General features: G+C 73.7%; 27 protein-coding genes. 7 read left to right on the top strand and 20 right to left on the bottom strand.

Annotation, left to right across the window (positions count from 1 at the left end; translation table 11 throughout):
- Positions 1-35: 35 nt before the first annotated feature.
- Together KPF22_RS10320 and KPF22_RS10325 are read left to right on the top strand one after the other, a co-directional pair.
- The gene (locus KPF22_RS10320) at positions 36-1,346 is read left to right on the top strand and encodes a benzoate/H(+) symporter BenE family transporter (RefSeq protein ID WP_224401885.1); all 1,311 of its coding nucleotides are present in this window, start codon (positions 36-38) and stop codon (positions 1,344-1,346) included.
- A gap of 55 nt (positions 1,347-1,401) precedes the next feature.
- Positions 1,402-2,274, top strand: a complete 873-nt coding sequence (locus KPF22_RS10325) for a LysR family transcriptional regulator (protein ID WP_224401886.1) — start codon at positions 1,402-1,404, stop codon at positions 2,272-2,274.
- A 24-nt stretch (positions 2,275-2,298) separates the two neighbouring features.
- Here the strand turns inward: KPF22_RS10325 and KPF22_RS10330 are convergent, their stop codons facing one another.
- From KPF22_RS10330 to KPF22_RS10355, 6 genes are all read right to left on the bottom strand, one after another.
- Positions 2,299-2,889 carry a UbiX family flavin prenyltransferase gene (locus KPF22_RS10330; RefSeq protein WP_224401887.1) on the bottom strand — a complete coding sequence of 197 codons (591 nt, stop codon included), beginning with the start codon at positions 2,887-2,889 and terminating at the stop codon, positions 2,299-2,301.
- Positions 2,886-4,241, bottom strand: a complete 1,356-nt coding sequence (locus KPF22_RS10335; RefSeq protein WP_224401888.1) for a UbiD family decarboxylase — start codon at positions 4,239-4,241, stop codon at positions 2,886-2,888. Before KPF22_RS10335 ends, KPF22_RS10330 begins: the two co-directional genes overlap by 4 nt.
- Positions 4,238-5,026 carry an SDR family NAD(P)-dependent oxidoreductase gene (locus tag KPF22_RS10340; RefSeq protein ID WP_224401889.1) on the bottom strand — a complete coding sequence of 263 codons (789 nt, stop codon included), beginning with the start codon at positions 5,024-5,026 and terminating at the stop codon, positions 4,238-4,240. Before KPF22_RS10340 ends, KPF22_RS10335 begins: the two co-directional genes overlap by 4 nt.
- The gene (locus tag KPF22_RS10345; RefSeq protein ID WP_224401890.1) at positions 5,023-6,438 is read right to left on the bottom strand and encodes an MFS transporter; all 1,416 of its coding nucleotides are present in this window, start codon (positions 6,436-6,438) and stop codon (positions 5,023-5,025) included. Before KPF22_RS10345 ends, KPF22_RS10340 begins: the two co-directional genes overlap by 4 nt.
- On the bottom strand, positions 6,435-7,616 hold the full coding sequence (locus KPF22_RS10350; RefSeq protein WP_224401891.1) for a cytochrome P450: 1,182 nt from the start codon (positions 7,614-7,616) through the stop codon (positions 6,435-6,437). The genes KPF22_RS10345 and KPF22_RS10350 overlap by 4 nt, the downstream gene beginning before the upstream one ends.
- Before the next feature lie 236 nt (positions 7,617-7,852).
- The gene (locus KPF22_RS10355; protein ID WP_224401892.1) at positions 7,853-8,701 is read right to left on the bottom strand and encodes an SDR family NAD(P)-dependent oxidoreductase; all 849 of its coding nucleotides are present in this window, start codon (positions 8,699-8,701) and stop codon (positions 7,853-7,855) included.
- 77 nt (positions 8,702-8,778) lie between these two features.
- On the opposite strand from KPF22_RS10355, the gene KPF22_RS10360 reads away from it, so the two are divergent.
- On the top strand, positions 8,779-9,387 hold the full coding sequence (locus tag KPF22_RS10360) for a TetR/AcrR family transcriptional regulator (protein ID WP_224401893.1): 609 nt from the start codon (positions 8,779-8,781) through the stop codon (positions 9,385-9,387).
- Positions 9,388-9,393: 6 nt separating this feature from the next.
- Here KPF22_RS10360 and KPF22_RS10365 read toward each other — a convergent pair whose 3' ends face one another.
- From KPF22_RS10365 to rraA, 4 genes are all read right to left on the bottom strand, one after another.
- Entirely contained in the window at positions 9,394-9,681 is a 288-nt protein-coding gene (locus KPF22_RS10365) for a hypothetical protein (protein WP_224401894.1), read from the bottom strand.
- 100 nt (positions 9,682-9,781) lie between these two features.
- Positions 9,782-10,783: a hypothetical protein gene (locus tag KPF22_RS10370; protein WP_224401895.1), complete on the bottom strand. Its 1,002-nt coding sequence runs from the start codon at positions 10,781-10,783 to the stop codon at positions 9,782-9,784.
- A 96-nt stretch (positions 10,784-10,879) separates the two neighbouring features.
- Positions 10,880-11,797 (bottom strand): hypothetical protein, encoded by a 918-nt coding sequence (locus KPF22_RS10375; RefSeq protein WP_224401896.1) that lies wholly within the window; start codon positions 11,795-11,797, stop codon positions 10,880-10,882.
- Between the two features lie 175 nt (positions 11,798-11,972).
- A complete protein-coding gene (gene rraA / locus KPF22_RS10380) occupies positions 11,973-12,470 on the bottom strand; it encodes a ribonuclease E activity regulator RraA (protein ID WP_224401897.1) in 498 nt (165 codons plus the stop codon).
- A gap of 268 nt (positions 12,471-12,738) precedes the next feature.
- Here rraA and KPF22_RS10385 point away from each other — a divergent pair, with 268 nt between their 5' ends.
- Positions 12,739-13,893 carry an MmpS family transport accessory protein gene (locus KPF22_RS10385; RefSeq protein ID WP_224401898.1) on the top strand — a complete coding sequence of 385 codons (1,155 nt, stop codon included), beginning with the start codon at positions 12,739-12,741 and terminating at the stop codon, positions 13,891-13,893.
- 127 nt (positions 13,894-14,020) lie between these two features.
- On the opposite strand, the gene KPF22_RS10390 is transcribed toward KPF22_RS10385, so the two are convergent.
- From KPF22_RS10390 to KPF22_RS10405, 4 genes are all read right to left on the bottom strand, one after another.
- Positions 14,021-14,512 (bottom strand): inorganic diphosphatase, encoded by a 492-nt coding sequence (locus KPF22_RS10390; protein WP_062396543.1) that lies wholly within the window; start codon positions 14,510-14,512, stop codon positions 14,021-14,023.
- Positions 14,513-14,604: 92 nt separating this feature from the next.
- Positions 14,605-15,048: a DUF3632 domain-containing protein gene (locus KPF22_RS10395; RefSeq protein WP_224401899.1), complete on the bottom strand. Its 444-nt coding sequence runs from the start codon at positions 15,046-15,048 to the stop codon at positions 14,605-14,607.
- A 9-nt stretch (positions 15,049-15,057) separates the two neighbouring features.
- Positions 15,058-15,933, bottom strand: a complete 876-nt coding sequence (locus KPF22_RS10400) for an alpha/beta hydrolase fold domain-containing protein (RefSeq protein WP_224401900.1) — start codon at positions 15,931-15,933, stop codon at positions 15,058-15,060.
- Positions 15,930-16,451 carry a phenolic acid decarboxylase gene (locus KPF22_RS10405; protein WP_062396536.1) on the bottom strand — a complete coding sequence of 174 codons (522 nt, stop codon included), beginning with the start codon at positions 16,449-16,451 and terminating at the stop codon, positions 15,930-15,932. The genes KPF22_RS10400 and KPF22_RS10405 overlap by 4 nt, the downstream gene beginning before the upstream one ends.
- Positions 16,452-16,509: 58 nt before the next feature.
- On the opposite strand from KPF22_RS10405, the gene KPF22_RS10410 reads away from it, so the two are divergent.
- Positions 16,510-16,944 carry a MarR family transcriptional regulator gene (locus tag KPF22_RS10410; RefSeq protein WP_224401901.1) on the top strand — a complete coding sequence of 145 codons (435 nt, stop codon included), beginning with the start codon at positions 16,510-16,512 and terminating at the stop codon, positions 16,942-16,944.
- 116 nt (positions 16,945-17,060) lie between these two features.
- Complete coding sequence (locus tag KPF22_RS10415) at positions 17,061-17,657, top strand: hypothetical protein (RefSeq protein WP_224401902.1); 597 nt, start codon at positions 17,061-17,063, stop codon at positions 17,655-17,657.
- Between the two features lie 9 nt (positions 17,658-17,666).
- Here KPF22_RS10415 and KPF22_RS10420 read toward each other — a convergent pair whose 3' ends face one another.
- On the bottom strand, positions 17,667-19,019 hold the full coding sequence (locus tag KPF22_RS10420; protein WP_224401903.1) for an MFS transporter: 1,353 nt from the start codon (positions 19,017-19,019) through the stop codon (positions 17,667-17,669).
- An 87-nt stretch (positions 19,020-19,106) separates the two neighbouring features.
- Positions 19,107-19,859: a DUF1275 family protein gene (locus KPF22_RS10425; RefSeq protein ID WP_208819013.1), complete on the bottom strand. Its 753-nt coding sequence runs from the start codon at positions 19,857-19,859 to the stop codon at positions 19,107-19,109.
- A 131-nt stretch (positions 19,860-19,990) separates the two neighbouring features.
- Here KPF22_RS10425 and KPF22_RS10430 point away from each other — a divergent pair, with 131 nt between their 5' ends.
- A complete protein-coding gene (locus tag KPF22_RS10430; RefSeq protein WP_073577257.1) occupies positions 19,991-20,458 on the top strand; it encodes a hypothetical protein in 468 nt (155 codons plus the stop codon).
- A gap of 74 nt (positions 20,459-20,532) precedes the next feature.
- Here the strand turns inward: KPF22_RS10430 and KPF22_RS10435 are convergent, their stop codons facing one another.
- Genes KPF22_RS10435 through KPF22_RS10450 form a run of 4 tightly spaced genes read right to left on the bottom strand, consistent with a single transcriptional unit; the run spans position 20,533 to position 25,848 of the window.
- Positions 20,533-23,604: a DUF3427 domain-containing protein gene (locus KPF22_RS10435; RefSeq protein ID WP_224401904.1), complete on the bottom strand. Its 3,072-nt coding sequence runs from the start codon at positions 23,602-23,604 to the stop codon at positions 20,533-20,535.
- 4 nt (positions 23,605-23,608) lie between these two features.
- Positions 23,609-24,886, bottom strand: a complete 1,278-nt coding sequence (locus KPF22_RS33060) for a DUF1990 family protein (protein ID WP_224401905.1) — start codon at positions 24,884-24,886, stop codon at positions 23,609-23,611.
- Between the two features lie 22 nt (positions 24,887-24,908).
- Entirely contained in the window at positions 24,909-25,091 is a 183-nt protein-coding gene (locus tag KPF22_RS10445; protein ID WP_208826080.1) for a DUF4177 domain-containing protein, read from the bottom strand.
- Between the two features lie 31 nt (positions 25,092-25,122).
- Positions 25,123-25,848 carry a MerR family transcriptional regulator gene (locus tag KPF22_RS10450; RefSeq protein WP_224401906.1) on the bottom strand — a complete coding sequence of 242 codons (726 nt, stop codon included), beginning with the start codon at positions 25,846-25,848 and terminating at the stop codon, positions 25,123-25,125.
- Positions 25,849-25,957: the final 109 nt, after the last annotated feature.

Consider the following 25,957-nt stretch of genomic DNA (forward strand, 5'->3'; position numbering starts at 1 on the left):
CCCTGTCCGATGAGTGATCGCAAGGAGGCGACACGATGACCGCACCGACCGACGAGCCCGCCGAGGGCTCCACCGCCGCACCGCCCACCCCACCGGCCGAGCAGCGGCCGTCCCGGCGCATCGAGCCCGGTCCGGGCATCCGGTCCGGGGTGCGCGGCCTGCCCCGGCGGCTCACCCCCGCGACGATCGGGGCCGGGGTGGTCGCGGCCGTCTTCGGCTGCACCGGCCCGGCGCTGATCGTGATCGACGGCGCCGCCGCGAACGGGCTGGACGGCCGGCTGATCGCGTCGTGGATCTTCGGGATCTACGTCTTCGGTGGCCTGATCTCGCTGTTCCTCGCCCTGCGCTACCGGATGCCGGTCGTCGGCGCCTACTCCATCCCGGGCGCGGTGCTGGTGGTGGGGGCGCTGGGGACGTTCCCGTTCTCCGCCGTCGTCGGGGCGTTCCTCGTCGCAGGGCTGGTCGTGCTCGTGCTCGGGCTGTCCGGCCTGATCGGCACCGTGTCCCGGTGGCTGCCGCAGCCGATCGTGATGGCGATGATCGCCGGGGCGCTGATCCGGTTCGGCACCGGGGTGGTGACCGCGGCCGAGTCCGCGCCCTGGGTCGTCGCCGCCGCGGTCGCCGGGTTCCTGCTGCTGTCCCGGTTCGTGCCGGCGGTACCCGGCGCGCTCGGCGCGCTGGTCGCCGGGCTGGCCGCGGCCGCGGTCACGGGCGGTTTCGCCTCGCAGGCCACCGCCGTCGACGGCTGGACGGCACCGGTGCTCGTGGCGCCGACGTTCGACCTCGCCGCGATCCTGGCCGTCGGGATCCCGCTGGCGGTCCTGGTGATCGCCGCGGAGAACGCCCAGGCCTACGGTGTGCTGCTCAGCCAGGGCTACCGGCCCCCGATCAACGCGATGACGGTCGTCAGCGGTGTGGGCGGGCTGCTGGCCCCGCTGACCGGCGGCCACAACGCCAACGTCGCGGGCCCGATGACCGCGATCTGCTCGGGCCCTCAGGCCGGGCCGGACCCCGAGGCCCGGTACGCCGCGAGCGTCGTCAACGGCGTGCTGTTCATCGCGTTCGGCGTCCTCGCCGGGATCGCGGTCACCGCGGTCACGGCGCTGCCGACCGAGCTGGTGGCGGTCGTCGCGGGGCTCGCCATGATCGGGGTGCTGGTGTCGTCGTTCCGGGGGGCGTTCGGTGAGGGCCGGTTCCGGACCGGTGCGCTCACGGCCCTGGTGGTGGCGATGAGCGGGGTCGCGCCGCTGGGGATCTCCAGCCCGTTCTGGGCGCTCGTCGCGGGGGTCGCGATCTCCGCGGTGGTCGAGCCGGGTGACTTCAGGGTGCGGTCCGAGGCCGGATGAACGCGTGCGCGCCGGCACGGTGACACGGTATGGAACAGATGGCCCGGGGTGATCCGTGGAACTGCATCAACTTCGGTACTTCGTGACGATCGCGCACGAGGGGAGCTTCACTTCCGCGGCCGCCCGTCTGTATCTGTCCCAGCCGTCGTTGTCGGTGCAGATCCGCAAGCTGGAGCAGGACGTCGGTGCTCGGCTGTTCGAGCGGACCGGCCGGCACATCGTGCTGACCGCGGCCGGATCCGCGCTGCTCGAGCACACGGAGATCGCGCTCGCCGAACTCGAACGCGGCCGGGAACGGGTGGCCGAGGTCAGCGGTCTGCGCGAAGGTGAGGTCCGGGTCGGCGTGTTGCCCAGCATCGGCGCGCGGATGCTGCCCGAGGTGCTGGCCCGGTTCCGGCGCGCGCACCCACTGGTCGGGGTGCGGATCGTCGAGCACGACATCTCCCGGGAGTTCGAGCAGCTCGTACGCTCCGGGGAACTGGACCTGGCGATGACCCGGATGCCGCTGACCCTGAGCGGGCTGTGCGTCGACGTGCTGGTCCGCGAGCCGGTGCTCGTGCTGGTTCCCGCCGCGCACCGGCTGGCCGGCCGAGCGGAGGTCGCGCTCGCCGAGCTGGCCGGCGAGGATCTCGTCGGGATGCGTACCGGGTACGGCCTGCGCGACCTCGCCGATCAGTTGCTGGCCGAGGCCGGTGTCCGCCCGCGGGTGGTACTGGAGACCGGACAGTTGGCGATCGTGCACGGGATGGTGGCGGCCGGCATGGGGGTCGCGCTGCTGCCGAGGATGGCCGCGGGCGACGGCCCCACGGTCCCGATCGCCGACTCCTGTGCGTTCCGTGAACTGGGCGTGGTGTCGCGGGCCAGCGCGCACGTGTCCCCGCCGGTACAGGCGTTCCGCCGGTTGCTGCTGCGCACGGCGCGCGAGTGAGGGCGGAGCTCGGCCACGCGTCCGCTACCGGTGGACGACAGCTCGTCCGTCCCGCTCGCCGGTCCAGCGGGCGACCGCGTCGGTGTCGACGTCCAGGAGGTCGAGCGCCCGACCGGTGGTGTGCTCGACGATGTCGGCGACGCTGTGCGGGTGTGCGTAGAAAGCGGGCACCGGCGGCATTACGATCGCGCCGGAGGCGGTGACCTCGGACATCAGCCGTAGGTGGCCGGCGTGCAACGGGGTCTCCCGCAACAGGAGCACCAGGCGCCTGCGCTCCTTGAGCACCACGTCCGCGGCCCGCACCACGAGCGACTCGTCGTAGCTGGCGGCGATCCCGGACAGCGTCTTCACGCTGCAGGGCGCCACCAGCATCCCGGCCGTGCGGAACGAGCCGGAGGAGATCGGCGCGCCCAGGTCGCCGTCGGAGTGCACGACGTCGGCGAGTGCGCGCACGTCGGCGACGCTGTGGTCCGTCTCGTAGCCGATGGTCGCCCGCGCCGCCTTCGTCAGCACCAGGTGCGTCTCGACGTCGGGCACCTCGCGCAGAAGCTCCAGCGCCCGGATCCCGTACACCGCCCCGGACGCCCCGGTGAGCGCGACGATGATGCGTCTCATCGGAGGTCCCCCAGCTCCGCGAGATGGCGCTCGAGAGCCGACGGGTCGGCCGGGGCCACCGTCATCTGCCGGTAGCGGTCCCGGTCGGCGGCCGGGACGGTGGCGTCGAGGCCCAGCTTCGCGGTGAGCCCCTGCTCGGCCGAGGGATCCAGGCTGCTGCCCTTCGCGTTCGGCACCACCAGCAGGTCCCGGTCGGGTTGGGTCCGGGTGGCCACCGCCCAGGCCACCTGCTCGTCGTCGATGATGTCCACGTCGTCGTCGACGACGGTGACCTGCTTGATCGTGGACGCGGTGAGGAACAGCGTCATCATCGCGGTGGTCGGCGCTCCCGGCGTGGGCCCGCGGAGCGCGACGACGGCGGTGAGCCGGCACGAGCCGGACTCGGGTAGCCGCAGCGCCGCCACGTCCAGCCCGGCCCGGCGCAGGGCCCGCAGGCAGGCCGCCTCGCGCGGTACGCCGCCGGCGTAGAAGTGCTCGCGGCCGCCGGAGAGGATCGTCTGGAACACCGCGTCGTCACGGTGCCAGCCGTCCATCAGCTCGATCACCGGGGCGGGGCCGCCGGGACCGTAGGTGCGCGGATACTCCCCGAACGGACCCTCGGCCTCGCGGCGTCCGGCCCGGAAGCGGCCCTCCAGCACGAACTCCGCCCGGGCCGGCACCAGCGCGTCCACGGTCGGGGCGGCGACCAGCTCGACCGGAGGGGCCAGCGCGTTGGCCACGGCGTAGTCGTCGAGCTCGCGGTCGGCGGGGGACTGGCTGGCGAGTACGAGCGCCGGGTGCACCCCGACCACCAGGGCGACGTCGAGGTCGTGACCCGCCGCCTCGGCCTCGGTGAAGATCCTCCGCAGCCGCCCGGGCAGCAGCAGCGCACGCAGCTCCCGCTCGCCCGCGGCCAGCAGCCGGTTGATCGAGAGGTTCATCCGCCCGCTGACCGGGTCGCGGACGGCCAGCAGCGCCGAGGTCAGGTACCTGCCGCCGTCCTCGGAGTGCTGACGGGTCAGCGGCAGCGCCGAGAGCATCCGGTCGCCGTGCATGCGGTTCGCCAGCACCGGGGCCCCGGACGCCTCCACCTGCGGGCAGTGCTCCGGGGCGTCCAGGGCGGCGGCGAAGCGGTCGGCCACCCCGGCCGGTTCGCAGCCCAGCACCAGACCGAGGTGCGTCCGGCTCGGCACGGTGTTCCCCACCAGCGGGAACTCCGCGCCGATCACGTCGCCGAACCGCACGGCGCGCCGCCCGTCGGCACGGGTCAGCACCGCGGCGACGTCCTGGTCCGGGTCGATCGGGGACCTCAGCCGGGCGAGCTCGCCGCGGCCGTCGAGCACGTCGAGCCAGGAACGCAGGTCGGAGTTCACGTGAACACCCCACCGCCGTCGACGACGACGGTCTGGCCGGTGACGAACCCGGACGACGGCGAGGCCAGCCACATGACGGCGCCGACCAGGTCGCCCGGGGTCATCTCGCGGCCCAGCGCCCGTCCCTTCGCCGCCGCGGCGATGTAGTCGCCGGTGTTGAGTGTCCGGCTGGCGGCGTCGCTGACGAGGCCGGGCGCGACGCCGTTGACGGTGATCGCGTCGGATCCGAGCTCACGTGCGGCGGCCCGTGTGAGCCCGTCCACGGCGGCCTTGGAGGCCACGTAGTGCGCGAACCCGGGCGCACCCATCCGCGCCACGGTGGAGGAGATGTTGACGATCCGTCCGCCGCCGCGGGCGCGCATGGCCGGCGTCACCGCTCTGATCGCCTGCCAGGTGCCGCGCACGTTGACCGTCAGCACCCGGTCCCAGGACTCGGTGGTGAGCTCGGTCAGGTGCGACTTGGTGCCCAGGCCCTGGTAGATCGCGGCGTTGTTGACCAGCGCGTCGATCCCGCCGAACTCGGCGCCCGCGGTGGCGACGACGGTCTCCCAGTCGGCGTCGGAGGTGACGTCGGCCGTCACGAACACGACCGTCCCCGGTCCGGCGGAGCTCACCCGGTCGGCCAGGGCGGTCCCTACGTCCGCGGCCCCGGCGACGTCGGTGGCCACGACGTTCGCGCCCGCCGCGGCGAACGCGGCGACGTAGTCGCCGCCGATCCCGCCGCCCGCGCCGGTGACGAGGACGGTACGGCCCGCGTGCTCGTTGCTCCGCTCGTTCGTGCTCATCGTGATCCTCCCGGGAGTGCCTCCGGCCGGTCGGCCGCGGCGGTGGGTGACGGTGTCGGAACGGCGCCCGGCGGGCCCTCGCGGTCGAGCGCGCCGCGTGTCTCCGGGACGCACGCCGCCCCGATCAGGAACAGCGCGACGACCACGGCCAGGAACAGCGCCAGCCGGCTGGGGATGTCGGGCACGGTCGGGCTGGCCAGGCTGACGAACGTGGTGGTCAGCCCGCCGATGGCGAACCCGCCGTTCCAGATCAGGGCGGTCGCGGTCGCCCGCAACCGGGTCGGGAACAGCTCGTTGAGGAAGATCGGCACCGCGGCGATGGGGGCGTTGGCCAGCATCGTGATCAGCAGGCCGTAGCCGAGCAGCGCCCCGGTGTCGTCCGGCCCCAGCCCACCCATGGCCAGTGCGAGCAGCGGCAGTGCCACCAGGTTCACGATGCCGGTGGCCAGGAACACCGGCCGACGGCCGAACCGTTCGGAGGCGTGCCCGGCCAGCAACGCGATCGGCAGGATGGCCAGGCTGGTCCAGACCAGCAGCAGCCCGCGCGCGCCCGCCGGCAGCTGGTTGATCTCGGCCAGGAACGTGGGCAGGTAGCCCGAGGTGAGGTAGTACTGCGCGCCCGCGCCGATCACCAGCGCGGTGGCCGCGACCAGCGTCCGCGGCCGCACCGCCGTCGGCAGGTCCCGGGCCCTGGCCGGCGGCTCCGGGGCCGCACCGGCGGCCCGCGCCCGCGCGGCGGCCCACACCGGGGACTCCTCGAGCAGCCGGAAGAACGCGAGGCTCGCCAGCGAGGCCACCAACCCGGTGAAGAACATGATCCGCCAGCCCCACACGTCGAACGCGGGTCCGGGGAAGGCCGAGGACACGGCCAGGAACACCAGCGACGCGATGACGGCGCCGAGCCCGGGCCCGCCGCCGGCGACCAGCCCGGAGACCAGGCCGCGCCAGCGCTGGGGCACCGTCTCGGTGCCGAGGGTGTGGGTCGAGGCGACGACGCCGCCGACGAGCAGGCCCTGCACCAGGCGGAGCGCGACGAACACCAGCGGTGCGGCGACACCGATCGCGGCGTAGGTCGGCAGCGTGCCCATCAGGGCGGTGGCCAGACCGACGCCGCCCACGGTGACCAGCATGGTCTGCTTGCGGCCGTGCCGGTCGGCGTAGCGGCCGAACACCGCCCCGCCCAGCGGGCGCATCACCAGGCTCACCCCGAACGAGGCGAACGTGGCCGCGAGCGTGAGTGTGGGGCTGTCGGTGGGGAAGAACAGGGGGCCCACCGTGGAGGCCACGTAGAGCAGGATGAACAGGTCGAACAGATCGAACGCGAAGCCGACCGTGGACGCGGTGCCCGCGGTGACCATCTGACGGGTCGTCGGCGCGGGGACCGGGGCCGGGCCGGGCACGGCGGCGCTCACCAGGTCACCGGCAGCCGCCGGACGCCGAGGTGGCGCCCTCCGCCCTCGAGCGGGTCGGTCCGCTCGACGTCGCCGTCCACCCGGAACCCGGGGATGCGCTCCAGCACGACCTGGACCGCCGTGCGGATCTCGAGCTTGGCCAGGGCCATCCCGGGGCAGGTGTGGATCCCGGCGCCGAACGCGAGGTGCCGGTTCGGCCGCCGGTCGATGACGATCTCGTCGGCGCGGTCGAAGACCTCGGGATCGCGGTTGGCCGAGGCGAACAGCAGCAGCACCCGTTCGCCCGCCTTCATCTGCTGACCGTGCAGGCAGGTGTCGGCCGTGAGCTGTCGCGGGAACCAGTGCAGCGGGGTCTCGTGGCGCAGGATCTCGTCGATCATGGAAGGGATGAGCTTCGGCTCGTCGAGCAGCCGCTGCTGCACATCCGGATGCTCGGCCAGGTACAACAGCGTGTTGCCCAGACCGAGCGCCGTGGAGTCGTGCCCGGCGTAGGTCAGGATGAACATCATGTTGGCGAGCTCGTCGTCGGTCGCCCCGAGCTCGCGGTTGGCCTCGACGAGTCCGGTGAGGAAGTCCTCGCGTGGGTTCTCGCGCCGGTCGGCGAACAGGCCGACCCAGTACCGGCACACCCGGTCGATGATCTCCGGGCCGCGGGAGCCGGAGGCGTGGGTCAGGAACTCCTCGGAGTAGCCGCGGATCTCTTCGGTGTCCTCCGGACCCAGATCGTAGAGCCGGGTGATGACCTCCAGCGGAAGCGGAGTGGCGAGCTCGGCGGCGAGTTCGGCGCGGCCCCGTCCGGCGAACCCGTCGACGAGGCGCTCGGCGATGGCGCGGACCGCCGGTTCCATCGTCTTCGCCGCGGCGCCGCTGGTCAGCGGCGCGATGAGCTCGCGGAACCCGGCGTGTTCGGGCGGATCGTGGTCGATCGGGGGGAACCGGCTCCCGGACACCGGGGGCAGGTAGACGCCGCCGGTCGAGGAGTAGGTCGTGTGGTCGGTAGCGGCGTCGCGGACGTCGGCGTACCGCGAGATCGACCAGTAGCCGCCGTGGCGCTCGCCGTGCGAGACCGGGCAGTGTCGGCGCAGCTGCGCGTAGGTCGCGTAGGCGCGCTCGGGGGACAGACCGGGATCGTGCGGATCGAAGTGCGGGAGGACCTCGCGCGGACTGTTGTCGGGCACCGTTGCCTCTTCTCTATCCTCGGCTCTCCACCCGCTGGCGCGGTGTGCCCCGAGTCTGCGCGGCAGAGCGCCGCCCGACGATGCGCAGCTGGCTATGCCAGCGATAGTCGTCCGGCCAGGTCCCGACCACCGGGTGCGGGTGCGGCCCCGGCGGGACCGCCGTGCGGGACCCACCGGGCGAGCAGGTCCCGGCCGGACGATCCGTCGACGACCGGCAGGAGGCCGGCCCCGGTGGGTCAGGGCGTGGCGACCGGAGCCGGCCAGACGAAGCGGTCGTCCTCGGCGTAGTCCTCGCACCGGGCCCGCAGCGCCGCGGTGACCTGGTCGGGGGCGTCCGCCCCGACCAGGAGCCGGAACGGGCCGTCGGGCGCGTGGACGTGCCGGCGCAGGGCGTCGACCGCCTCCGCGACGGGCGCCCCGAGCGGCCCCTCGGCCCGCCACGGCACCTCGGCCGTCCCGAACAGCTCACGCCGCAGGTCGTCGTAGACCGCCGACGGGGTCGCGAAGTGCATCCCCGCGCCGGCCCAGTCCGTGTCGAACCCGCCGAGCTGGGCCACGGTGACGCGGACGCCGAACCGGGCCACCTCACCGGCGAGCGCCTGGGAGAAGCCCTCCAGCCCCCACTTGCCCGCGTTGTACAGACCCAGGGTCGGCATGGCACCGACCGCGCCGGTCGTGGAGATCTGGACGATGTGTCCCGCACCGCGGGCGCGGAGATGGGGCAGCACCGCCTGGGCGACCCACAGCGGTCCCAGCAGGTTCGTGTCCACGATGTCGCGCGCCTCCGCCTCGCCCGCCTCCTCGACCGCTCCGACGAGGCCGTAGCCGGCGTTGTTGACGACGACGTCGAGACGCCCGAACCGCGCGACACCGGCCGAGACCGCGGCCCGGACCGCGTCCCGGTCGCGGACGTCCGCCGTCGCGACGTGCAACGCCGACGGGAACTCCGTACGCAGGTCGGCGAGCGCGTCGGCCTGCCGGACGGTCGCCACCACCCGCTCGCCGGCGGCGAGCGCGGCCTGCGTCAGAGCCCGGCCCAGCCCGCGGCCGGCGCCCGTCACGAACCACACGGGTCGTTCGGTCACGGGACTCTCCTCGTCGCGACGCACACTCATGGCATCTACGATACGGAACGTTCCGTATCGATTGCTATCCTGATCGCGTGGACGACGACGGCCGTGACCGACCGCCGGTGCCGACCGGCCGCTCCGAACGGGCGCGCACGGCCGCACTCGAGGCGGCCCTGGCACTGGCGGTGGAGCTGCCGTACCCGCAGGTGACGATGGAGGCGATCGCGGCACGTGCCGGCGTCGGCAAGGCCACGCTCTACCGGCGGTGGCCCCACCGGGGGGCCCTGCTGGTCGACGCCGTGGCCCACCGCAACGCGCGCGCGGCCGTCGGCGACGGGGGGATCCCGGACACCGGTGACCTGCAGGCCGACCTCTCCGCGGTGTTGCGCGCGGTCGTCGACGAGCTCGCGGTTCCCGCATGGGACGCGCTGCTGCGGGCGCTGTGCGTCGAGGCGCTCGTCGACACCGCGGTCGGTGCGCAGGTGCTGGAGGAGGTCTTCGCCCCGCAGATCACCCTGTTCGCCCGGCGGTTCGCGACGGCGAGGACCACCGGCCACATCGACGGCTCCGTGGGGGACGTCGAGGCGTTCGAGCTGTTCGTCGCGCCGCTCTTCCACCGGTGGCAGCTGCGGACCGGGGCGCTCGACCACGCCTACGCCGACGCCGTCGTCCGGCGCGGCTGTCGCGCGCTCTCGCCCTGAGTGCCGCTAAGAGGAGGAGCGGGGGTGCAGCGTCGGAGCCGTCCGGTCGTACTCCGCGGGCCAGTCCCGGCCCGCGGGGGTGAGCCGCACCCGTGGCAGGCCGCCGTCCGGCCCGCCGGCGGGCTCCACGTGGCCGAGCTCCCGAACGGTCGCGGCGAACTGCAGCGCGATCGACTCCTGCACCTCGGAGACCTCGCCCGTCCCGAAGACGACGACGGCTGGAGCGGCGGCGTCGCCGCTCGCCTCCACCCGGCGCAGGAACTCGGCGAGCCGGGAGTCGGACTTGGCGCTCATGGGCCGACGGTAGCCGTCGGCAGGGTGCCGCGGGGACCACCGGCCGAACGGGGGTCGACGCCGAGGGCCCCCGCACCCGCCGTACCCGTGCCGCGCATGATCACCCGGGCCCTGGTCGGCAGGATGGACGTGGTCCGGGATCAGCCGGGCGTGCCGGCCGAACACCTGGATCGCGTGATGCCGTCGATGCCGTGTTCACGAGGTCGGGGTCCAGGTACCGGCGGTACACGTCGCGCGGCCACGAGTCCGTCGTCGCGAGCGAGGCCGCCTGCACGAGCGCGTCGAGGGTGTGGGCCTCGAAGGTCCGGCCGTCGGTCAAGCACTGCCGATAGGCACGGGCTGCGGTGGCACAGCGTTCGTTGCCAACCGGGTACAGGAGCACGAAGGTGCCCGCGTCCCAGCGGTCCTCCGGCTCGTCGAGCATCCGGAGCGCGAGGAGGTGGCCCAGCCAGATCTGTTGGAGGGGGAGTACCGACAGACTGGGGTACGACGCTTCGTCGAACACGGCGGTGCGTCCCGCGATCGTGCGGTAGAAGCCGTCCTTGTCCGACGCCGGCGTCCCGGCGAGGTCCTCGTGGTACTTGACCTCGATGCCGAGGAAGCTGCGGCCCCGGTCGCCGTCGTATTCGATGAAGACGTCGAATGCGGACCGATTCGCCGTGTAGGCGGGGTTGCCGCGGCCGGGCGACCACTCGAAGCGGATGTCGCGGACTCTGCGGATGTCGGGCCAGATCAGGCGCAGCGTCGCGGTTGCCAGTGTCGGATCCGACGCCAGGGGGCCGAACAGGTTGAAGCACAGCGGTTGGCTCGAGAGCAGGTCGGCCCACAGCCGTGGCCGGGACAGTAGTGCTCCGGTGCGGGGTGCGTCCGCCACAGCTTGTTGCACCTGGTCCCGGGCCTGCGGCGAGAGGAAGTTGTGCAGCTCCGGTGGATCGGCGACGGAGGTGTGCAGGCGGGAGCCGAGCTCTTCCCCATCGTGTCGGCCGATCGGGAGCGACTGCTCCTCCCGCCACAGTGCCTGATGTAGGCGTGCCCGTTGCTGCCACGGGTTGTCTCCGCGGATACGGGCCCGGTGCGCATCGAGGATGTCCCGCCTCACCATGCGCGTAGTAGATCGGAAGGGACCTCCCGGCGGTAGCCCAGCGGTGGTCACGGGCACAGGCCACAGCTCGGCGCGTCGGCACCTGAGCAGAACACGTCAGTTGCGAGTGGAGGTACGGTGCAGAGCGATCTCGGAGGCGGTGAGGAGATCCGCCACCGCGGTGACCTCGGCGGAGAGACCGGCGGTGCGGTCCACCTCGTCGTCTGCTCCCGGGGCGCGGCCGGTCGGGGCGTCGTGGAGCAACTTCTGCCGCAACCGTCGTTCCTCCGCCCGGCGGCTCCTCTCGATCGCATCCTCCGCAGCCATCCGCTCCCGGTGCTGCGTCAGCCGCGCTGATGCGCCGAGGATCTCGGTCAGGTGGCCTTCGACTGCGTCGAGTCGCCGTGCCTCCTCCGCGACATCGGCCAGCGTCGTTCTGGCGATGTCCTGTAACGCCTCGTGCTCCAGTGCGGCCTCGGCGTCGCGACGCCGCCGATCCACTGTGAGGCAGCGTCCGGCGCCCAACCAGAGCAGGACAGGCAGCTGCCGGGCGATGTCGATCGTCCGGTCCTGCCACGGCGCGGTCATAGCGATCTTTCCGGCGAGGATGCACAGCCGCCACGCCGCGGCGTCGTCGGGTGTCACGACATATGACCGCGGCTCACGTAGCCGTCTGGTTCGTGCGAGGGCGCGCTGGTCGGCGATCCGGTGGATTCCGCGAATGCTGGGGCGCATCAGCAACGGCACCGCGATCAGGAGGACGACCACGCCGAAGAGGAACGGACCCGGTCCCGTCCCTGTGATCATCACCAGGACGACGCCGATCAGCGCGATCCATCCGAGAGCCACCGCGGCCCGTTCTGTGACGCCCGTCCGATACGGGGGAAGAGAGGCCGTTCCGTCGGACCGTACGCCGAGACCGAGCGTCGGATCCGCCACCACGAACCAACCGCGCTGGTTCCCGGGGGTGCGGAAATGCGCGAGACAGGGAAAGAAGGGGAGCGTCTCCCGCTCAGGAATGTCCTCGACCACCATGCTCGTTCCCGAGGATGCATCGTCACTGCATTCGCCTCACCGCCGCGCCCGATGCGGCGCCCGGAGGACGTCGCAATGCCGATCTTGGCGGGCGTCGGGCCGTGATTCCGCACGACGCTGCGAAGTCTCATCAACTCTGATGATGTCGGCGGCCGGTGCCGGAACAGCCGGCACCTCACCGCGCGACGACGACGATCCCGTCCTCGTCGGAATAGAGGATCTCGCCCGGGGTGAAGTCGACCCCGCCGAACGTCACGGTGCCGTCGACCTCCCCGGCCCCGGTCTTGCCGCTCTTGCGGGGATTCGTGCCCAATGCCTTGAGGCCGAGGGGGAGCGCGGCGAGTGCGACGGTGTCGCGGACGACCCCGTTGACGACGATCCCGGCCCAGCCGTTCGCCACCGCCAGGCCCGCGATGACATCGCCGATGAGCGCGCAGTGGGTCGAGCCGCCGCCGTCGACGACCAGGACGGCTCCGTCACCGGGGCCGTCGAGCGTGGCGCGGAGCAGGGCGTTGTCGTTCTCGCACCGCACGGTCCGCACGGGACCGGCGAAACGGGAGCGTGCGCCGAAGGAGCGGAACTGGACGTCGCAGGAGCGGACGGCGTCGGCGAGGTCGTCGGCGAGGTCGGCGGTGGTGCGGCGGCCCAGGAGGAACTGCGGGTCGATCGACATGGTGCCCACTCTCGTCCGGACCGGGCCCGGTGTCAGCGTGCGGGTCCCGGCGCGTCCGAACGGGGCGACGGAACGGCCGAACGGGACCCCGCTCTGTGACCGTGACCGCGCTCCGTAACCGGCGCGCGTCCGAATCGTTGAATCGGCACGGCTACCAAAGGGGGGCGTCGTGCCAGGACCGAGATGGGACCCGGACTCGGGTCGCTGGGTGCTCGGGGACGAGTCGTCCCCGGTGACCCGACGTGGACGTCGCCGATCGGTCGAGGTGATGGACCGGTCCGACGATGTCGTCGAGGCGTCGGCCCGGGACCTCTCGCCCGAGGACCTCGTCGCCGGGATCGTCTTCCCGTCCGCCCGGGAGCCCGGGCCGGGGCCGGTCGCGCCCCGCGGACGTCCCCGGCCGATCACGGAGCGTGACAGTCTGGCCCGGCCAGGAGCGGACCGGACCGACCACGGCTCCCGGGGCGGGCGTCGTCGCGCACCGGAGACTCCCGGACCGGACGCGCCCTCGGCCGATCCGTACCCCGAGGGCCCGTATGCCGGGGAGCCGCGCCCCAGCGCGACGACTCCGCCCCGGCCGCTCCCGGTGCGCCGGCCGCCGGCGGTCACGTCGCCGCCCGGGTACGACCACGGTGGGCGTCCCCGGCACGGCGGACGGCGTCGGGCCGAGGAGCGCGACGCCGGGCCGTACGGCGTGGACGGGTTCGCGGTCGCCGGTCCCGGTGACGCCCCCGCCCCGTGGGACGGCCCGGAGACCGGACCGGGCCCCGACCCCCGCGACGGCCGGCCCCGGCCGATGGACCCGCACGACCTCGGGTACGACCCGCGCGACCTCGACCTCGACCTCGACCGGGACGGAGCGGAACCCGACCCGGCCCCCGGTCCCGGCGACGTCGTCGTCGAGGACCCGCCGCGCCGCGGACGCCGCCGCGCCGTGCAGGAGGACGCCCGCCGCCGCCGATGGCCGTGCGTCGTCGGCGTCGCCGCGGCGGCTGCCGCGGCCGTGCCGATCGGGCTCGCCGTGTTCGGTGGCACCGAGGACGAGACCCCGGCGGCGTGGCGCGAGGGTTCGGTCGCGTTCGGTGCGTCGACCGGTGGCGGCCAGCCCGGCGTCGTCCCGGCCACCGAGGTGTCCGCGGCACCCACGGCCCCCGCGGCGGCCCAGATCACCTACGAGGTCACCGGGTCCGGCTCGGGGGTCACGATCACGTTCGGCCGCGGCACCTCGGTCGCCCAGGTCTCCGGCGCGGACCTGCCGTGGGAACGCACCGCCCCGGCCGCCGGCGAGCCCACCGACTACTCGGTCACCGCCGCAGGCGGGTCCGGCGAGCTCTCCTGCCGGATCCTCGTCGACGGCGCCGTGATCTCCGAGGAGTCGGCCGACGGCGACTACTCCGCGGTCTCCTGCAACGGACGCCGCTGACGGCGGGCGGTCACCGGGGCCGCTCGTCCCGGAGCAGGGACGAGCGGCGCTCCTCCGTCCTGTTCCGCGGGTCACCGACCGGGGGCCGGCTCCCGCAGGGCCGCGTCCCGCGGGGTTCGCGAGGTGCTCAGTGCGGCGTCTCCCGGAACCGCTTCCGCGACGCCTCCAGCTCGGCCTCGGCCGCGGCCCGGTTCGCCCAGTCGGCGCCCTCGACGCTCTTGCCCGGTTCCAGGTCCTTGTAGATCTCGAAGAAGTGCTGGATCTCCCGGCGGTGGAACTCGGGCAGGTGGTGGATGTCGCGCAGGTTCTCCAGGCGGGGGTCGTGGGCCGGGACGCAGAGCAGCTTGTCGTCGCCGCCCGCCTCGTCGGTCATCCGGAACATGCCGATGGTGCGCACGAGCACGAGGACGCCGGGGAACAGCGGCTCGCCGGTGGTGACGAGCAGGGCGTCGAGCGGGTCGCCGTCCTCCCCGAGGGTGTCCTCGACGAAGCCGTAGTCGCCCGGGTACTGGGTGGCGGTGAACAGCGTCCGGTCGAGCCGGATGCGCCCGGACTCGTGGTCCACCTCGTACTTGTTGCGGCTGCCCTTCGGCACCTCGACCAGCATGTCGAACTCCACGGGGTCCTCCTCGACGCGGCGGCGGAACGGCAGGTTCAGTCAGTACACGGTCGGCCGCCCCGATGCACGTCCCGGCGCGCCGGACGGCCGGGTCATGAGCGATTCCGCTCCCACGACTCCCATGCGGAGAAGTCGCCGAGCCCGGCCCGGGTCAACCGTCGGGCGAAGGCGAACAGCGCCGGGCAGTCGTCCGGGTACACGTCCAGGGACTCGCGCAGCTGCGGCCCCAGGCACGGCAGGTCGGTGAACAGTCGTCGTGTCCACACGGTGCGCACGGCGTCGTCGGCACCGGTCAGGGGGCCGAGGTCACGGACTCCGGTGAGCAGCGCGACGAGGGCGTCGTGGGCGGCGACGGTGCGGGCCGCGGCGGCGACCTCGCCGAACCCGGTCCAGGCCAGTTCCTCCAGACGGTCTGCCAGGCCGTCCCGGTGGGCCCGGAACGGCGCGGCGAACCGGGCCACCGCGGTGTCCCGCTGCGCCCGCCCGCCGACGAGGTCGGCCACCACGTCCCGGAACAGGACCGCGTCCTCCACCATGGGGCGAGGCTAGGCGCCCTGGTGCGCCCCCCGGATGTGCGCTGCCAGCCGGGCCCGGACGTCCGCCACGACGTCCGGAGGGCCACCGCGCAGGTCGTAGGCGTGGTCGGCGCCGGGGACGTCGATGTGTTCGACCAGCGCACCGGCCGCCCGGAGACGGTTCGCGTAACGGACGGCCTCGTCGCGCAGTGTGTCCAGCTCGGCGGTGACGACGACGGCCGGCGTGATTCCGGTGAGGTCGGCGTCGTCGCCCGGAGCGGCCGGGGAGGCCAGCGGGTTGCGGGCGGCCTCCGGTAGCGGGAGGTAGGCGGCGTTGAACAGCCGGGAGATCCGCGGTCCGATGAGGGGCTTCGCGGTCCGTGCCCGCTTCGTCCCGGGCTCGCTGGCGAGGTCGAGTGGCGGGTAGTGCAGCACCTGCAGTGCGATCCGGGGTCCGCGGCCCGTGGCGAGGACGTGGCGTGCGGCCGCGGCGGCCAGACCGCCGCCCGCGCTCTGTCCGCCGACCGTCAGGCGGCCTCCGTCGCCGCCGTGCGCGGTCTCCGGGGCTGCGGCCCAGGCCAGGACGTCGAGCGTCTGCTCGACCGCAGCCGGGAACGGATGCTCGGGAGCGAGGACGTACTCGACGTCGAGCACGGTCACTCCGGTCGCGGCGAGTGTCCGGCACCATTCCTGGTCCTGGTGACGGCCGGGCAGGACGTAGCCGCCGCCGTGCAGGTTGACGTGCACCGGGCTCCCGTCCCCGCCGGGGTACACCGTCACCGGAGCCGCACCGTGCCGGGTGGGCGCGCTCAGCGTGCGGGTCCCGGCGGGCGCGACCCGCGACCGTGGTCCACCGGGCGCGTGGCGGAGCAGTCCGATCGCGGCCCGCACCAGCAGCGGGTTCACGCGTGCACCCGGTCGGATCCGGGATCGGTGCGCGCGGCGAAGCCGGGGGGCAGCTCGTCGGGGCCGACGGCGACCACGGTCTCGTCGTCGACGCCGACGAACTCGAACAGGGTGATCTTCGCGAACTCGGGGATCGTCTCGATCGGGTGGGTCGGCCCCGCGTCGCGCAGCTCCCGCATGCGGTCGAGGTGGTCGTTCTGGAAGCAGACGGTCTCCGTGCCGTCGTCGGCGACCCAGCGCGGGAAGAAGATGGTGCCGTGCAGACGCCGCCGGGCCGGCATCACGCAGACCACGACCGAGGTGCCGGTCGGCTCGTTCCAGGACAGCTTGTAGACGCCCTCGTCGAGCCGGACCAGGTCCACCTCCTGGTCGCGCACCCAACGCCCGCCGACGTGACCGCTGTGGATCCGGTAGTCGATGGTGTGGTCGTTCTTGACGTACATCTCGTACTGCCAGCCGGTGTCGTAGGTGTAGATGAACCGGTGCCCGACGACGGCGGTCAGATCCTCTTCGTCCATGGCAATAGTATTGCCTCAAAACTATTTTGTGGGCAATGCGTCGTGCGACACTGCCCCGGTGACGACGACCGCCGCGCTGATCGGCCGCGAGCTCGGCCCGCTGCGCCGGACCCTGCTGCGCCGCACCCGCATCGCCGCCGATCTGCCGGACCTGTCCGAGGCCCAGATCGAGCTGCTCCGCACGCTGGCGGCGGAAGGGCCGCTCGCGCCGAGCGAACTGGCGGCGGCGCTGCGTCTGGCACGGTCCACGGTGAGCAACCTGCTGCGCACGCTGACCGCCGCCGGATTCGTCGAGCGGCGGGCGGGGGCGAACCAGCGGACGGTGGTCGTCACCGCCTCCGCGCGGGCGGCCGGGGCGCTGGAACGCTACGACGCGGCGGCCGAGGCCCTGCTCGGTGCGGCGCTCGACCGCCTCGCCCCCGCCGAGCGCGCCGCCCTGGCCGCCGCCGCTCCTGTGCTGGCCCGGCTGACCGGCGCGCTCGACGCCGGCTGACCCGGCCTCCTCCCTGCGATGGAGACCCGGATCGTCCTCCGGACCGATTCGCCGGGCCGCGCCGACGGGCAGGCTCGCAGGTGTCTGTCCCCGAGCCACCGGCGAAAGGCCCCACGATGACCACCGAGAGCCCGGCCATGGTCCGCCTGCGCGACGCCGTCGGCCGCACCGTCGCGGCCGGCACCGCCCGTGCCACCCTGCTGATGGACATGTCCGGGACCCGCGCCGTGGGCGAGGCGCTCCCGCGGCGCCGGCGCCCGCTCCCGGCCCTGGCGCGGGCCGTCCTGCGCCGGGTGCCGCGGCAGGTCGTCACCAGCGGGGTCCTCGACCTCACCCGGCGCCGCGCGATGGTGGGCCACGACCACATCGCGTTCGTGCAGATCGAGGACCGGGTCTGGAGCGGGCGGCCCGGCCGCAGGCTCGACCGGCTGGGCCTCACCGATCCCGGCCGGATCGTCACCCCGCTGGCGGCGTTCGACCGGCTCGCCGACGTCACCGAGGCCCACGACCACGGCGTCGTCGCCGACCGCGGCGAGCGGTGGCGACGCCTGACCGTCACCACCGGCGACGGCGAGCCGGGCGAGGTGTGGCTCGACGGCGCCCACGTGCGCCGGATCCGGCTGCCGGAGCAGCGCCAGGACTCGACGACGGTGACGCTCGATGCGTTCGGCACCGACGTCGACGACCGCGACTGGACCCGGCTGCCCGGCTGAGAGCCCGGGTCAGCCGGCGGCTGCGGTCATCCGCTCGTTGTCCCGGCGCACCGTGCGGGCGGCGAGGAACAGCCCTGCCGACGCGATCGCCATCGACAGCGGCACGATCACGGCGAGGGCCTGCCGCAGCCCGTTCGCCGCCGCGTCGGCCGGGCTCGCGCCCGCGGCGAGGGCGTCCGCGGCGAACGCGTCCGACAGGGCACCGGCGATCACCGGCCCGACCGCGCCGCCCAGCAGGTAGAACGCGGCGAAGAACACCGCCGTCGCCGTCGACCGCAGCCGCGGCCCGACGACGTCGGCGACGGCCGGGTAGGCCGAGGTGTAGTAGAGATACTGCAGCAGCCAGCCGGCGCCGAACAGCACGACGAACGTGCCGGTCGCCTCCGGTCCCACGGACAGCGCGAACCAGGTCAGCGGGACCGACACCAGCGTCGCCACCGCACCGACCAGCACCCGCGCACCCGGCGAGCGGCGGGCGGCCCGGTCCGACACCCAGCCGCCGACGAGCAGCCCGGCCAGCCCCGTCACACCGACGACGACGCCGGTCAGCACCGCCGCCCCGGTCAGGGACGCACCGAAGTAGCGCTGGAACAGCGGCACGGTGAACGTGTTGACCGAGTAGGCGGCGAGGTTCGCGCCGATCCCGGCGACGATCAGGAACCACATCGTCGGGACGGCCAGGATCCGCCGGAACGGCCGGTCGACCGGAGCCGGCGTCGCCTCGACCGTGGTCGTCGACGCCGGTTCGGACGCCCCGCGGCGGGGCTCGCGCACCAGGAAGAACCCGGCCGCGATGAGCAGCCCGGGGATCGCGGCCAGCACGAACGGGGCCCGCCACGTCCCGAACGCCTCGGCGATCGCACCGACCGAGAAGTAGGCGAGCACGAGCCCGACCGGCAGCCCGAGCTGGAACAGCCCGAACGCCCGCGCCCGCTTCCCCGCCGGGTAGAGGTCGGCGATCGTGGAGTTCGCGGCGGGCGCGTAGCTGGCCTCACCGATACCGACGCCGACCCGCATCAGCAGCAGCGAGACGTAGTTCCAGGCCGCGCCGCTCGCGGCCGTCAGCAGGCTCCACGCGACGATGCCCCACCCCATGATCCGGGCCCGCGAGCGGTGGTCGGCGAGGCGCCCGAGGGGGAGCCCGCACAGGGCGTAGACGACGGTGAACGCCGCGGCCAGGACGCCGATCTGCAGGTCGGAGAGCCCGAACTCGAGCTTGACGGGCTCGGCGACGATCGCCGGGACGGCCCGGTCGTAGAAGTTGAACGTGTTGGCGGCGAACAGCAGCGCCAGCACCCGGCCGGCGTTGGGGGCCTGTTCGCCCTGCCCGGTGGGCAGGAAGCGTTCCCGTTCGGTCGTCATGTGACCCCCGGTCCTCGGCGTGGACGCGTCGTTGCGGCCACGCCGGCCAGACTGCCCGACGGGGACGAATCCGTCACCGTCCGCGGCTCACACCCTGGTCGGAGTCACCACCATCGACCGGGTCCGGGCCGCGGTGTGGTCGGCCGGGCGCAGCCCGACGGCGCGCCGGGAGCGCGCCGAGGCCAGGGCGAGCACCGTCGCGGCGGCGACCAGGGCCACCGGCACGGCCACCACTCCGGCCGGGAGGACCCGGTGCAGCGAGCCCGTCGCGGCGACGGCGAGCACGAAGACCGCGATGCGGGCTCCGGCGCCGGGGTTCCAGCTGCGCCCGGCCGGGTCGACCATGCCCGACACCCAGTTGGTGACGACCCCGGTGAAGTAGTTGGTGGGGGTGCCGGCCGGACCGATCCGGCGCAGCGCCGCCCCCTGCAGCCCCATCGCCAGCGTCGCCGTCCCGATCATCGGCTCCACGGGGAAGGCGTGTCCCGGCCCGCCGAGCAGCCACGCGAGGCCGAACGCGGACAGGACCGCGAGCTCCAGGCCGAGCGTGACACCGACTGCGCCCCGGGCCGGCAGCCTCCGCTCGGCCAGACCTGCCGTCACGGTGCCGGCGACCAGGCCCAGAACGTAGCCGCCCAGCGCCCAGGCCGCGGGGGCGAGCGCCGCGACCGACCCCAGCCCCCGGCCGAGCGCGACGAAGCTGCCGGTCATGGCGCTGACGACCACGTCGTGGAACGCCGTGAACGAGGCCCCGTCCAGGGCACCCGCCGCCGCGGCCAGCAGCAGCGGTACCGCCGCGAAGATCCGGGTCGTCCGCTTGTCATGATCTGTGGTGAGCACGGCGGCAGCATTCGGCCGTTCGGCCTAAGGGGACGCTAAGTGGGGGGGCAATGATCAGCTCGCCGCCCGGCCGAGTCCCCGCCCACCCGGCCTGCGCGGTGTGCCGAGGACTCGGATGGTTCGATCACCCCATGCTGCGTGCCGAGCGGACGAGCGTATGGCGCCGCGACTACGAGTTCACACTGGACGGCGCGCCGGTCAGCACCTTCAGCTCGCACTGGTGGCGCTCCGGCGGGCAGATCCAGGTCGAGGGCCGCGAGTACCGGATCGGATCGACCGTCTGGGGCAGGACCTACACGATGACCGACTCCGCGGGGACCGTCGTCGCCACGGCGGAGCGGGCTGGTCGCAAACACTGGACCGTCACCGCCGACGGCCGGTCCTACCGCTTCCGTCGGGCCTCGGTGTGGAGCTCCGAGCAGCACCTCGTCGAGGGCGACCGGACCGCGGGGACGATCCGGAAGTCGAGCTGGTGGCGCGGCGGGGCCGAAGCGACCTTGCCGGGTCTGAGCCTGCCGGCGCAGCTGTTCGTCGTCGCGGTCGTGCTCTCGGTATGGGAGCAGCAGAACGCGGCCGCCGCGTCGAGTGGGGGAGGCTGAACCGGTGGGCGAGTGTCCGGACGGATCTGTCCCCGGCCGGCGGTGCCACCCTCCGACACGATGCCCGCTCCGGGTCAGGACGCCACGACGCTCGCCGCCCGGAACGTCTCGCCCGGCATCGCGCGGCCCAACTTCCAGGTGATCGCGATCGGCTTGCTGCCCTGGTGGGAGACGTATCGGCAGGCGCCGAGGCACAGGAACGGCGCGCCCGGGCCGATGTCGTCGCCGGGGGAGTCCCGGACGAACAGCACCACGTGGCTGCCCTGCTCGGCATGGGTCAGGTAGCGCCGGCCCGTCCCCGTCTCCGGGGAGGCCGCGTTCTGCGACTCCCAGTGGAACAGGTCGGGCTGCAGCGCGAAGTCCCGGTACATCGTGGTGGGGGAGAAGTCCCGCTCGGACTTGTGCAGGTTGACCAGCAGCGCGTCGACCCGCGGGACGTCGGCCCAGACCACGCCGGTCGCATGCCCGGATGCCTTGCGGTCGAAGGAGGCCCAGTCCAGGGCGGCCAGGATCTCCTCGCGCCGGTAGTGCGCGTGGCTCTGCAGCGGCACGTTCTGCAGCCCCTCGCCCAGCGATCGCGGCAGGTGCCGGGCCTGGTCGAGCGTGTACGCGGTCAGCTCGCGGATCTCGGCGCAGACCGCGGGGTGGCGGCGCAGGTGGTCGACCCCGGCCTGGTAGCTGTCGAACCCGCCGCGGTCGGGCCAGAGCTGGAAGAACAGCATCCGGGCCAGCCGCTGCTCGCGCTCGGTCAGCTCGGCGTAGCCCGGACCGGCCGGGTCGGCGACGCGGGCGTAGACGGCGGCCCGCTCGGGGTCGTCGACGTGGGTCAGCATGGCGAGCCGCCGGAGCAGCGCGGTCTCGTCCGGTCCGGTGGCCGGGACGGTCAGGCCCGCGTCGCGGCGGAGCGCCGTCCAGGAGCCCTTGCTGCGGTAGACGTCGGCCAGCTCGCCGCCGGACTCGTGCAGGTAGCGGGCCAGGGCCGACTCGCCGTGCGAACGGACGTCGGCGATGAGGTCCCTGCGGGACAGGCGTAGCCGGCTGCGCACGTTGTCCAGCACGATGTCGCGGGCGACCGGGTCCAGCACCATCGCCGAGCCGGACGGCAGGAACGGGAAGCCCTCCTCGACGTCGCGGACGACCCCGGCCCGGCTGCTGCCGGTCAGAGCCCGGAAGCGCAGGTCGAAGCGGAACTCGCGGCGGTGCTGGCCGATGAAGTCCAGGACGGTGAGCACCGCCTTGTCCGGAGCGCGTCGCAGCCCGCGGCCGAGCTGCTGGAGGAACACCGTCGCGCTCTGGGTGGGGCGCAGCAGCAGGACGGTGTCGACCTGCGGCACGTCGAGCCCCTCGTTGAACACGTCGACGGCGAACAGGCAGTTCACCCGACGGTCCCGCAGCCGCCGCAGGGCGCCGTCACGGTCGTCGAGGGCCGTCTGCCCGGTGACCGCCTCACTGGGGATGCCGGCCGCGGTGAACACCCGCGCCATGTACTCGGCGTGCGCGACCGAGACGCAGAACCCGAGCGCCCGCATCGCGGTCACGTCGGTGACCTTGGCCCGGGTCTCGCGGACGACCTTGGCGGCGCGGGCGTCGTTGCCGGTGTAGAGGCCGTCGAGGGAAGTGGTGTCGTAGCTGCCGCGCTTCCACTCGATCCCGGTGAGGTCGACGTCGTCGGCGACCCCGAAGTAGTGGAAGGGCACCAGCAGGTCCGCCGACAACGCGTCCCACAGGCGCAGTTCGGCGGCGGTACGCCCCTCGAAGAACAGGTCACGGACGTCGACGCCGTCGGAGCGTTCGGGGGTCGCGGTCAGACCCAGGAACTCGGCGGGCCGCAGGTGGTCGAGCAACGCGCGGTAGGTGGGCGAGGCCGCGTGGTGGAACTCGTCGATCACGACGACGTCGAAGTGGTCGGGCGGGATGTTCTCCACCCCGTAGGACGCCAGTGACTGCACCGAGGCGAACACGTGGTTCCAGCGCTGCGGGCGGTCCCCACCGACGTAGGTCTCGCCGAAGGCGCCGTCGGCGAGCACGGTGCGGTAGGTGCGCCGGGACTGGTCGAGGATCTCCTTGCGGTGCGCGACGAACAGCAGCCTCGGGTGGGCGTGGCGCAGGCGCGCGTAGTCCAGCGCCGCGACGACGGTCTTGCCGGTCCCGGTCGCGGCGACGACGAGGTTGCGGTGCCGGTCGTGCACCTCGCGCTCGGTCGCGAGGGCCTCGAGGATCTGCTCCTGGTGCGGGAACGGGCGGACCTCCAGCCCGGACAACGGGGTGGTGTCGTCCTGGTGACGGCCCAGGGCGTCGGCGAGACGCTGCGAGTCGGCGGGCAGTTCCGGGTCGTAGGAGTCGAAGTCGGGCGCAGCCCAGTAGGAGTCGAACGTCGAGGTGAACTTGCGGATCAGCTCCGGCGTGGCCACCGAGGACAGCCGGACGTTCCACTCCAGGCCGTCGACCAGCGCGGACCGCGACAGGTTCGAGCTCCCGACGAACGCGGTGTCGAAGCCGGACTCCCGGCGGAACAGCCACGCCTTCGCGTGCAGCCGGGTGGTCGCGCTCGCGTAGCTGACCTTCAGCTCGGCGCCGTGCCGCCGGACGAGCTCGTCGACCGCCCGCTGCTCGGTGGCGCCCATGTAGGTGGTGGTGATGACCCGGAACGGGACGCCACGCTCGTGCAGGACGTCGAGCTCGGTCTCCAGCAGCCGGATGCCGTGCCAGCGGATGAACGCGCACAGCAGGTCGACCCGGTCGGCGCTGGACAGCTCGGACTGCAGCGCGGTGTGCAGCTTCGGTTCGCCGGCGGCGTTGGTGAACAGCGCCGCGTCCGACAGCGGGGTCAGGGGGCGCCGGACCTCGTGCACCCCGGGTGCGATCTCCCGGGTGAGCGCGATGAGCTGCTGCAGGTCGGCGGAGAGCTGTTCCTCGCGCTCGACCTGGGCGAGCAGCCGGTTGACCAGCGCGACCCGCTGCTCCGGATCCCGGTCGGCCAGCGCCTGCTCGACGACCCCGGCCACGTGCCGGGACAGCACCCGCGGCTGGGTCGCCTCCTCGACCTCGTCCCAGCGCGGGGTCAGGTCGCCGACGGCGGCGAGGGCGGTGTCGAGCCGGGCGGTGCGCAGACGTTCGTGCGCCCCGGCTCGCAGGGGTTCGCTCACGCCGTCAGCGTGCCGGGTGACCCCGGCGGACACACGGGCGTCGCGCATCGTCGCCGGCCAGCCGGCGTGTCATCCCGCCGTCCCCTCCCCGGCCCGCACGCCGGTCCCGCCGCCCACCCGCGGGGGCCAGGAGGAACGCCGCGTCCGCACCCGCACCCCGCCGGTGACCCGGCCGCCCGACAGGTCCCCCACGCGCAGGCAGAAGTGGGTCCACATGTGCAGCTGGATCTCCTTGCCGACCCGCAGCACGTCGAACACCAGCCGAGGGCCGGTCCCCGGGCCGCGACCACGTCTCGATCCGGAACGCGACGCCCCGACCGGTGTCGTGGGCGGAGAACTCGACCTGCCCGGCCTCCAGGTGCCCGGCCAGCGTCGCGAACCGGAACGAGGTCGTGTCGCGGTGCACCACCCGTACCGGCCCGTTCCACGGCGCCGGCATGTGCACGACGTACTCGTCACCGACCGCGACCTCGCCGAGCCGCCCGCGCTTCTTGCGGAAGGTCACCACCTCCGACGGGGCGGCACGGTCGAGGTCGGCGCACACCCGGTCCATCAGCGCGGCGGCGTCGAGGCCGCTGTCCCGGACGTCGACGGTGAACACCCGGTGCAGCAGGGGACCCGAGCCCTCGCCGACGGTCTTGAGGTGCGCGTCGACGAACTCCTCCGGCAGCGCCGGCGGGAGATCGGAGGCGTCACCGGTGTCCTCGGCGCGGTCGACGTGCGGGAGGCGTCGCAGGTAGCGGGTGGCGGTGAGTGCGAGGCCCGCGGGGTAGCGGAGCACGGCCCCGGCGCGGGCCACCGGGCCCGGCTGGGGGGTCGGCTCCGAGCGCCGCGCGGTGGTGAGCCGGGTCTGCCTGGCGTAGTGCTCCACCGCATCGACCAGCCGTTCCGGCTCGGCGACGGTCACGGTGACCCCGGGGTGGCGCAGCGCACCGAGGGGGTCGAGCGCCGGGACGGGGCGGTGGAACCGGATGCACGCCCCGCGCTCGGTGGCGCTGCCGAAGGTCACGCCCCGGTCGGCGAGCGACAGCCGCGCCCCGAGGGCCTTGGCCGCCCGGAACGGGCCGGTGACCTGGGCGCCCGCGAGGTTGCGGACCGGCGTGACCAGCGAGAAGTGGCCGAAGCGGACCCGCAGGCCGTCGTCGTCGAGGTCGACGTGGGCGTCCGTGGGGTCGCACACCCCGAACGGCAGCAGCGCCGCGCCGAAGCGCGGGTCGAGGTCGAACGGGTGGCGTCGTGGCGACGCGGCGAAGTCGGGCACGCCCGCGGGTACCCGCTGCACCCGGATCGACGCCGGTCGTCCGTCAGCCCCGCGCCCGCTTCATGATCACCACGACCTCGAGTGCCTGCCCGTTGCCCGTCGAGGGCACGAGGGTCCCGACCGCCTCCCACCCCTGCGAGCCGAGCTCGTTGAGCTCCTGCTCCATCCCGGGGTAGTCGAAGCCCTTCCAGCCGAGCTTGTACTTCAGCACCTTGTGTTCGAACATCGGTCGTCCTCTCCGTTCAGGGGTGGTCAGGTCAGGGGGTGGTCTGCAGCAGCGCCGCGAGGCGGACCAGGACGTCCACCTGGGCCGGGTTGTAGAGCTCCCGCATCGCCGCGCTCGTCGTCTCCGCGAGGACCTGTGCTCCCCGCGGGGCGTCGTCGTCCGGGCCGACCAGGCCCGGATGGGCCTCCCGTATCCGGCGCACGTGCGGCGCCATCCGCTCGGCGAGGTCGGCGCGGACCTCCTCACCGGAGTCGGCGGGCAGGCGGTCGAACTCGCCGTCGGTCGGGTCGGCCGGCAGGTCGCGCAGCAGCTCGCCGTAGGCGGTCAGCTTGCGTGGCCCCATGAACCGGCTCATGAGCAGCATCACCGACCGGTCGGACTCGGTCAGCGCGGCCGCCTGCGCCGGCGCCATGGCCACCGGCAGGTCCGCCGGAGCACGTCGGTCGATGATCGTGGCGAGCTCGAGGCGGGCCCGCTGCAGCCGTTCGATCGTGGCGGCGAGCTCGGCGTCGAGCGTGCGCAGCGCCTGCTCGGGATGGTCGCCCTCGTCGAGGGTGTCCGCGATCTGCGGCAGCGAGAAGCCGAGGTCGGCCAGCCGCTTGATCCGCAGCAGCCGCACGAGGTGCTCGACCCCGTACTGCTTGTAGCCGTTCGCCCGTCGTGCGGGCTCGGCCAGCAGCCCCACCTCGTGGTAGTGCCGCACCGCCCGCAGGCTGGTGCCGGCCAGCTCGGCCACCTCCCGGGTGCTCCACGTCATGGGGTGAGCCCACACCGTGCCGTCGCGGCACGGTCAAGCCGGCAGTGACCTGAACCACACGACGGGCCCTCGGGCTTGAGTGTGCCGTGGCGGCACGGCCTTCCCTCGT

The sequence above is a fragment of the Pseudonocardia sp. ICBG1034 genome, from assembly GCF_020131375.1.
Lineage (GTDB): Bacteria > Actinomycetota > Actinomycetes > Mycobacteriales > Pseudonocardiaceae > Pseudonocardia > Pseudonocardia alni.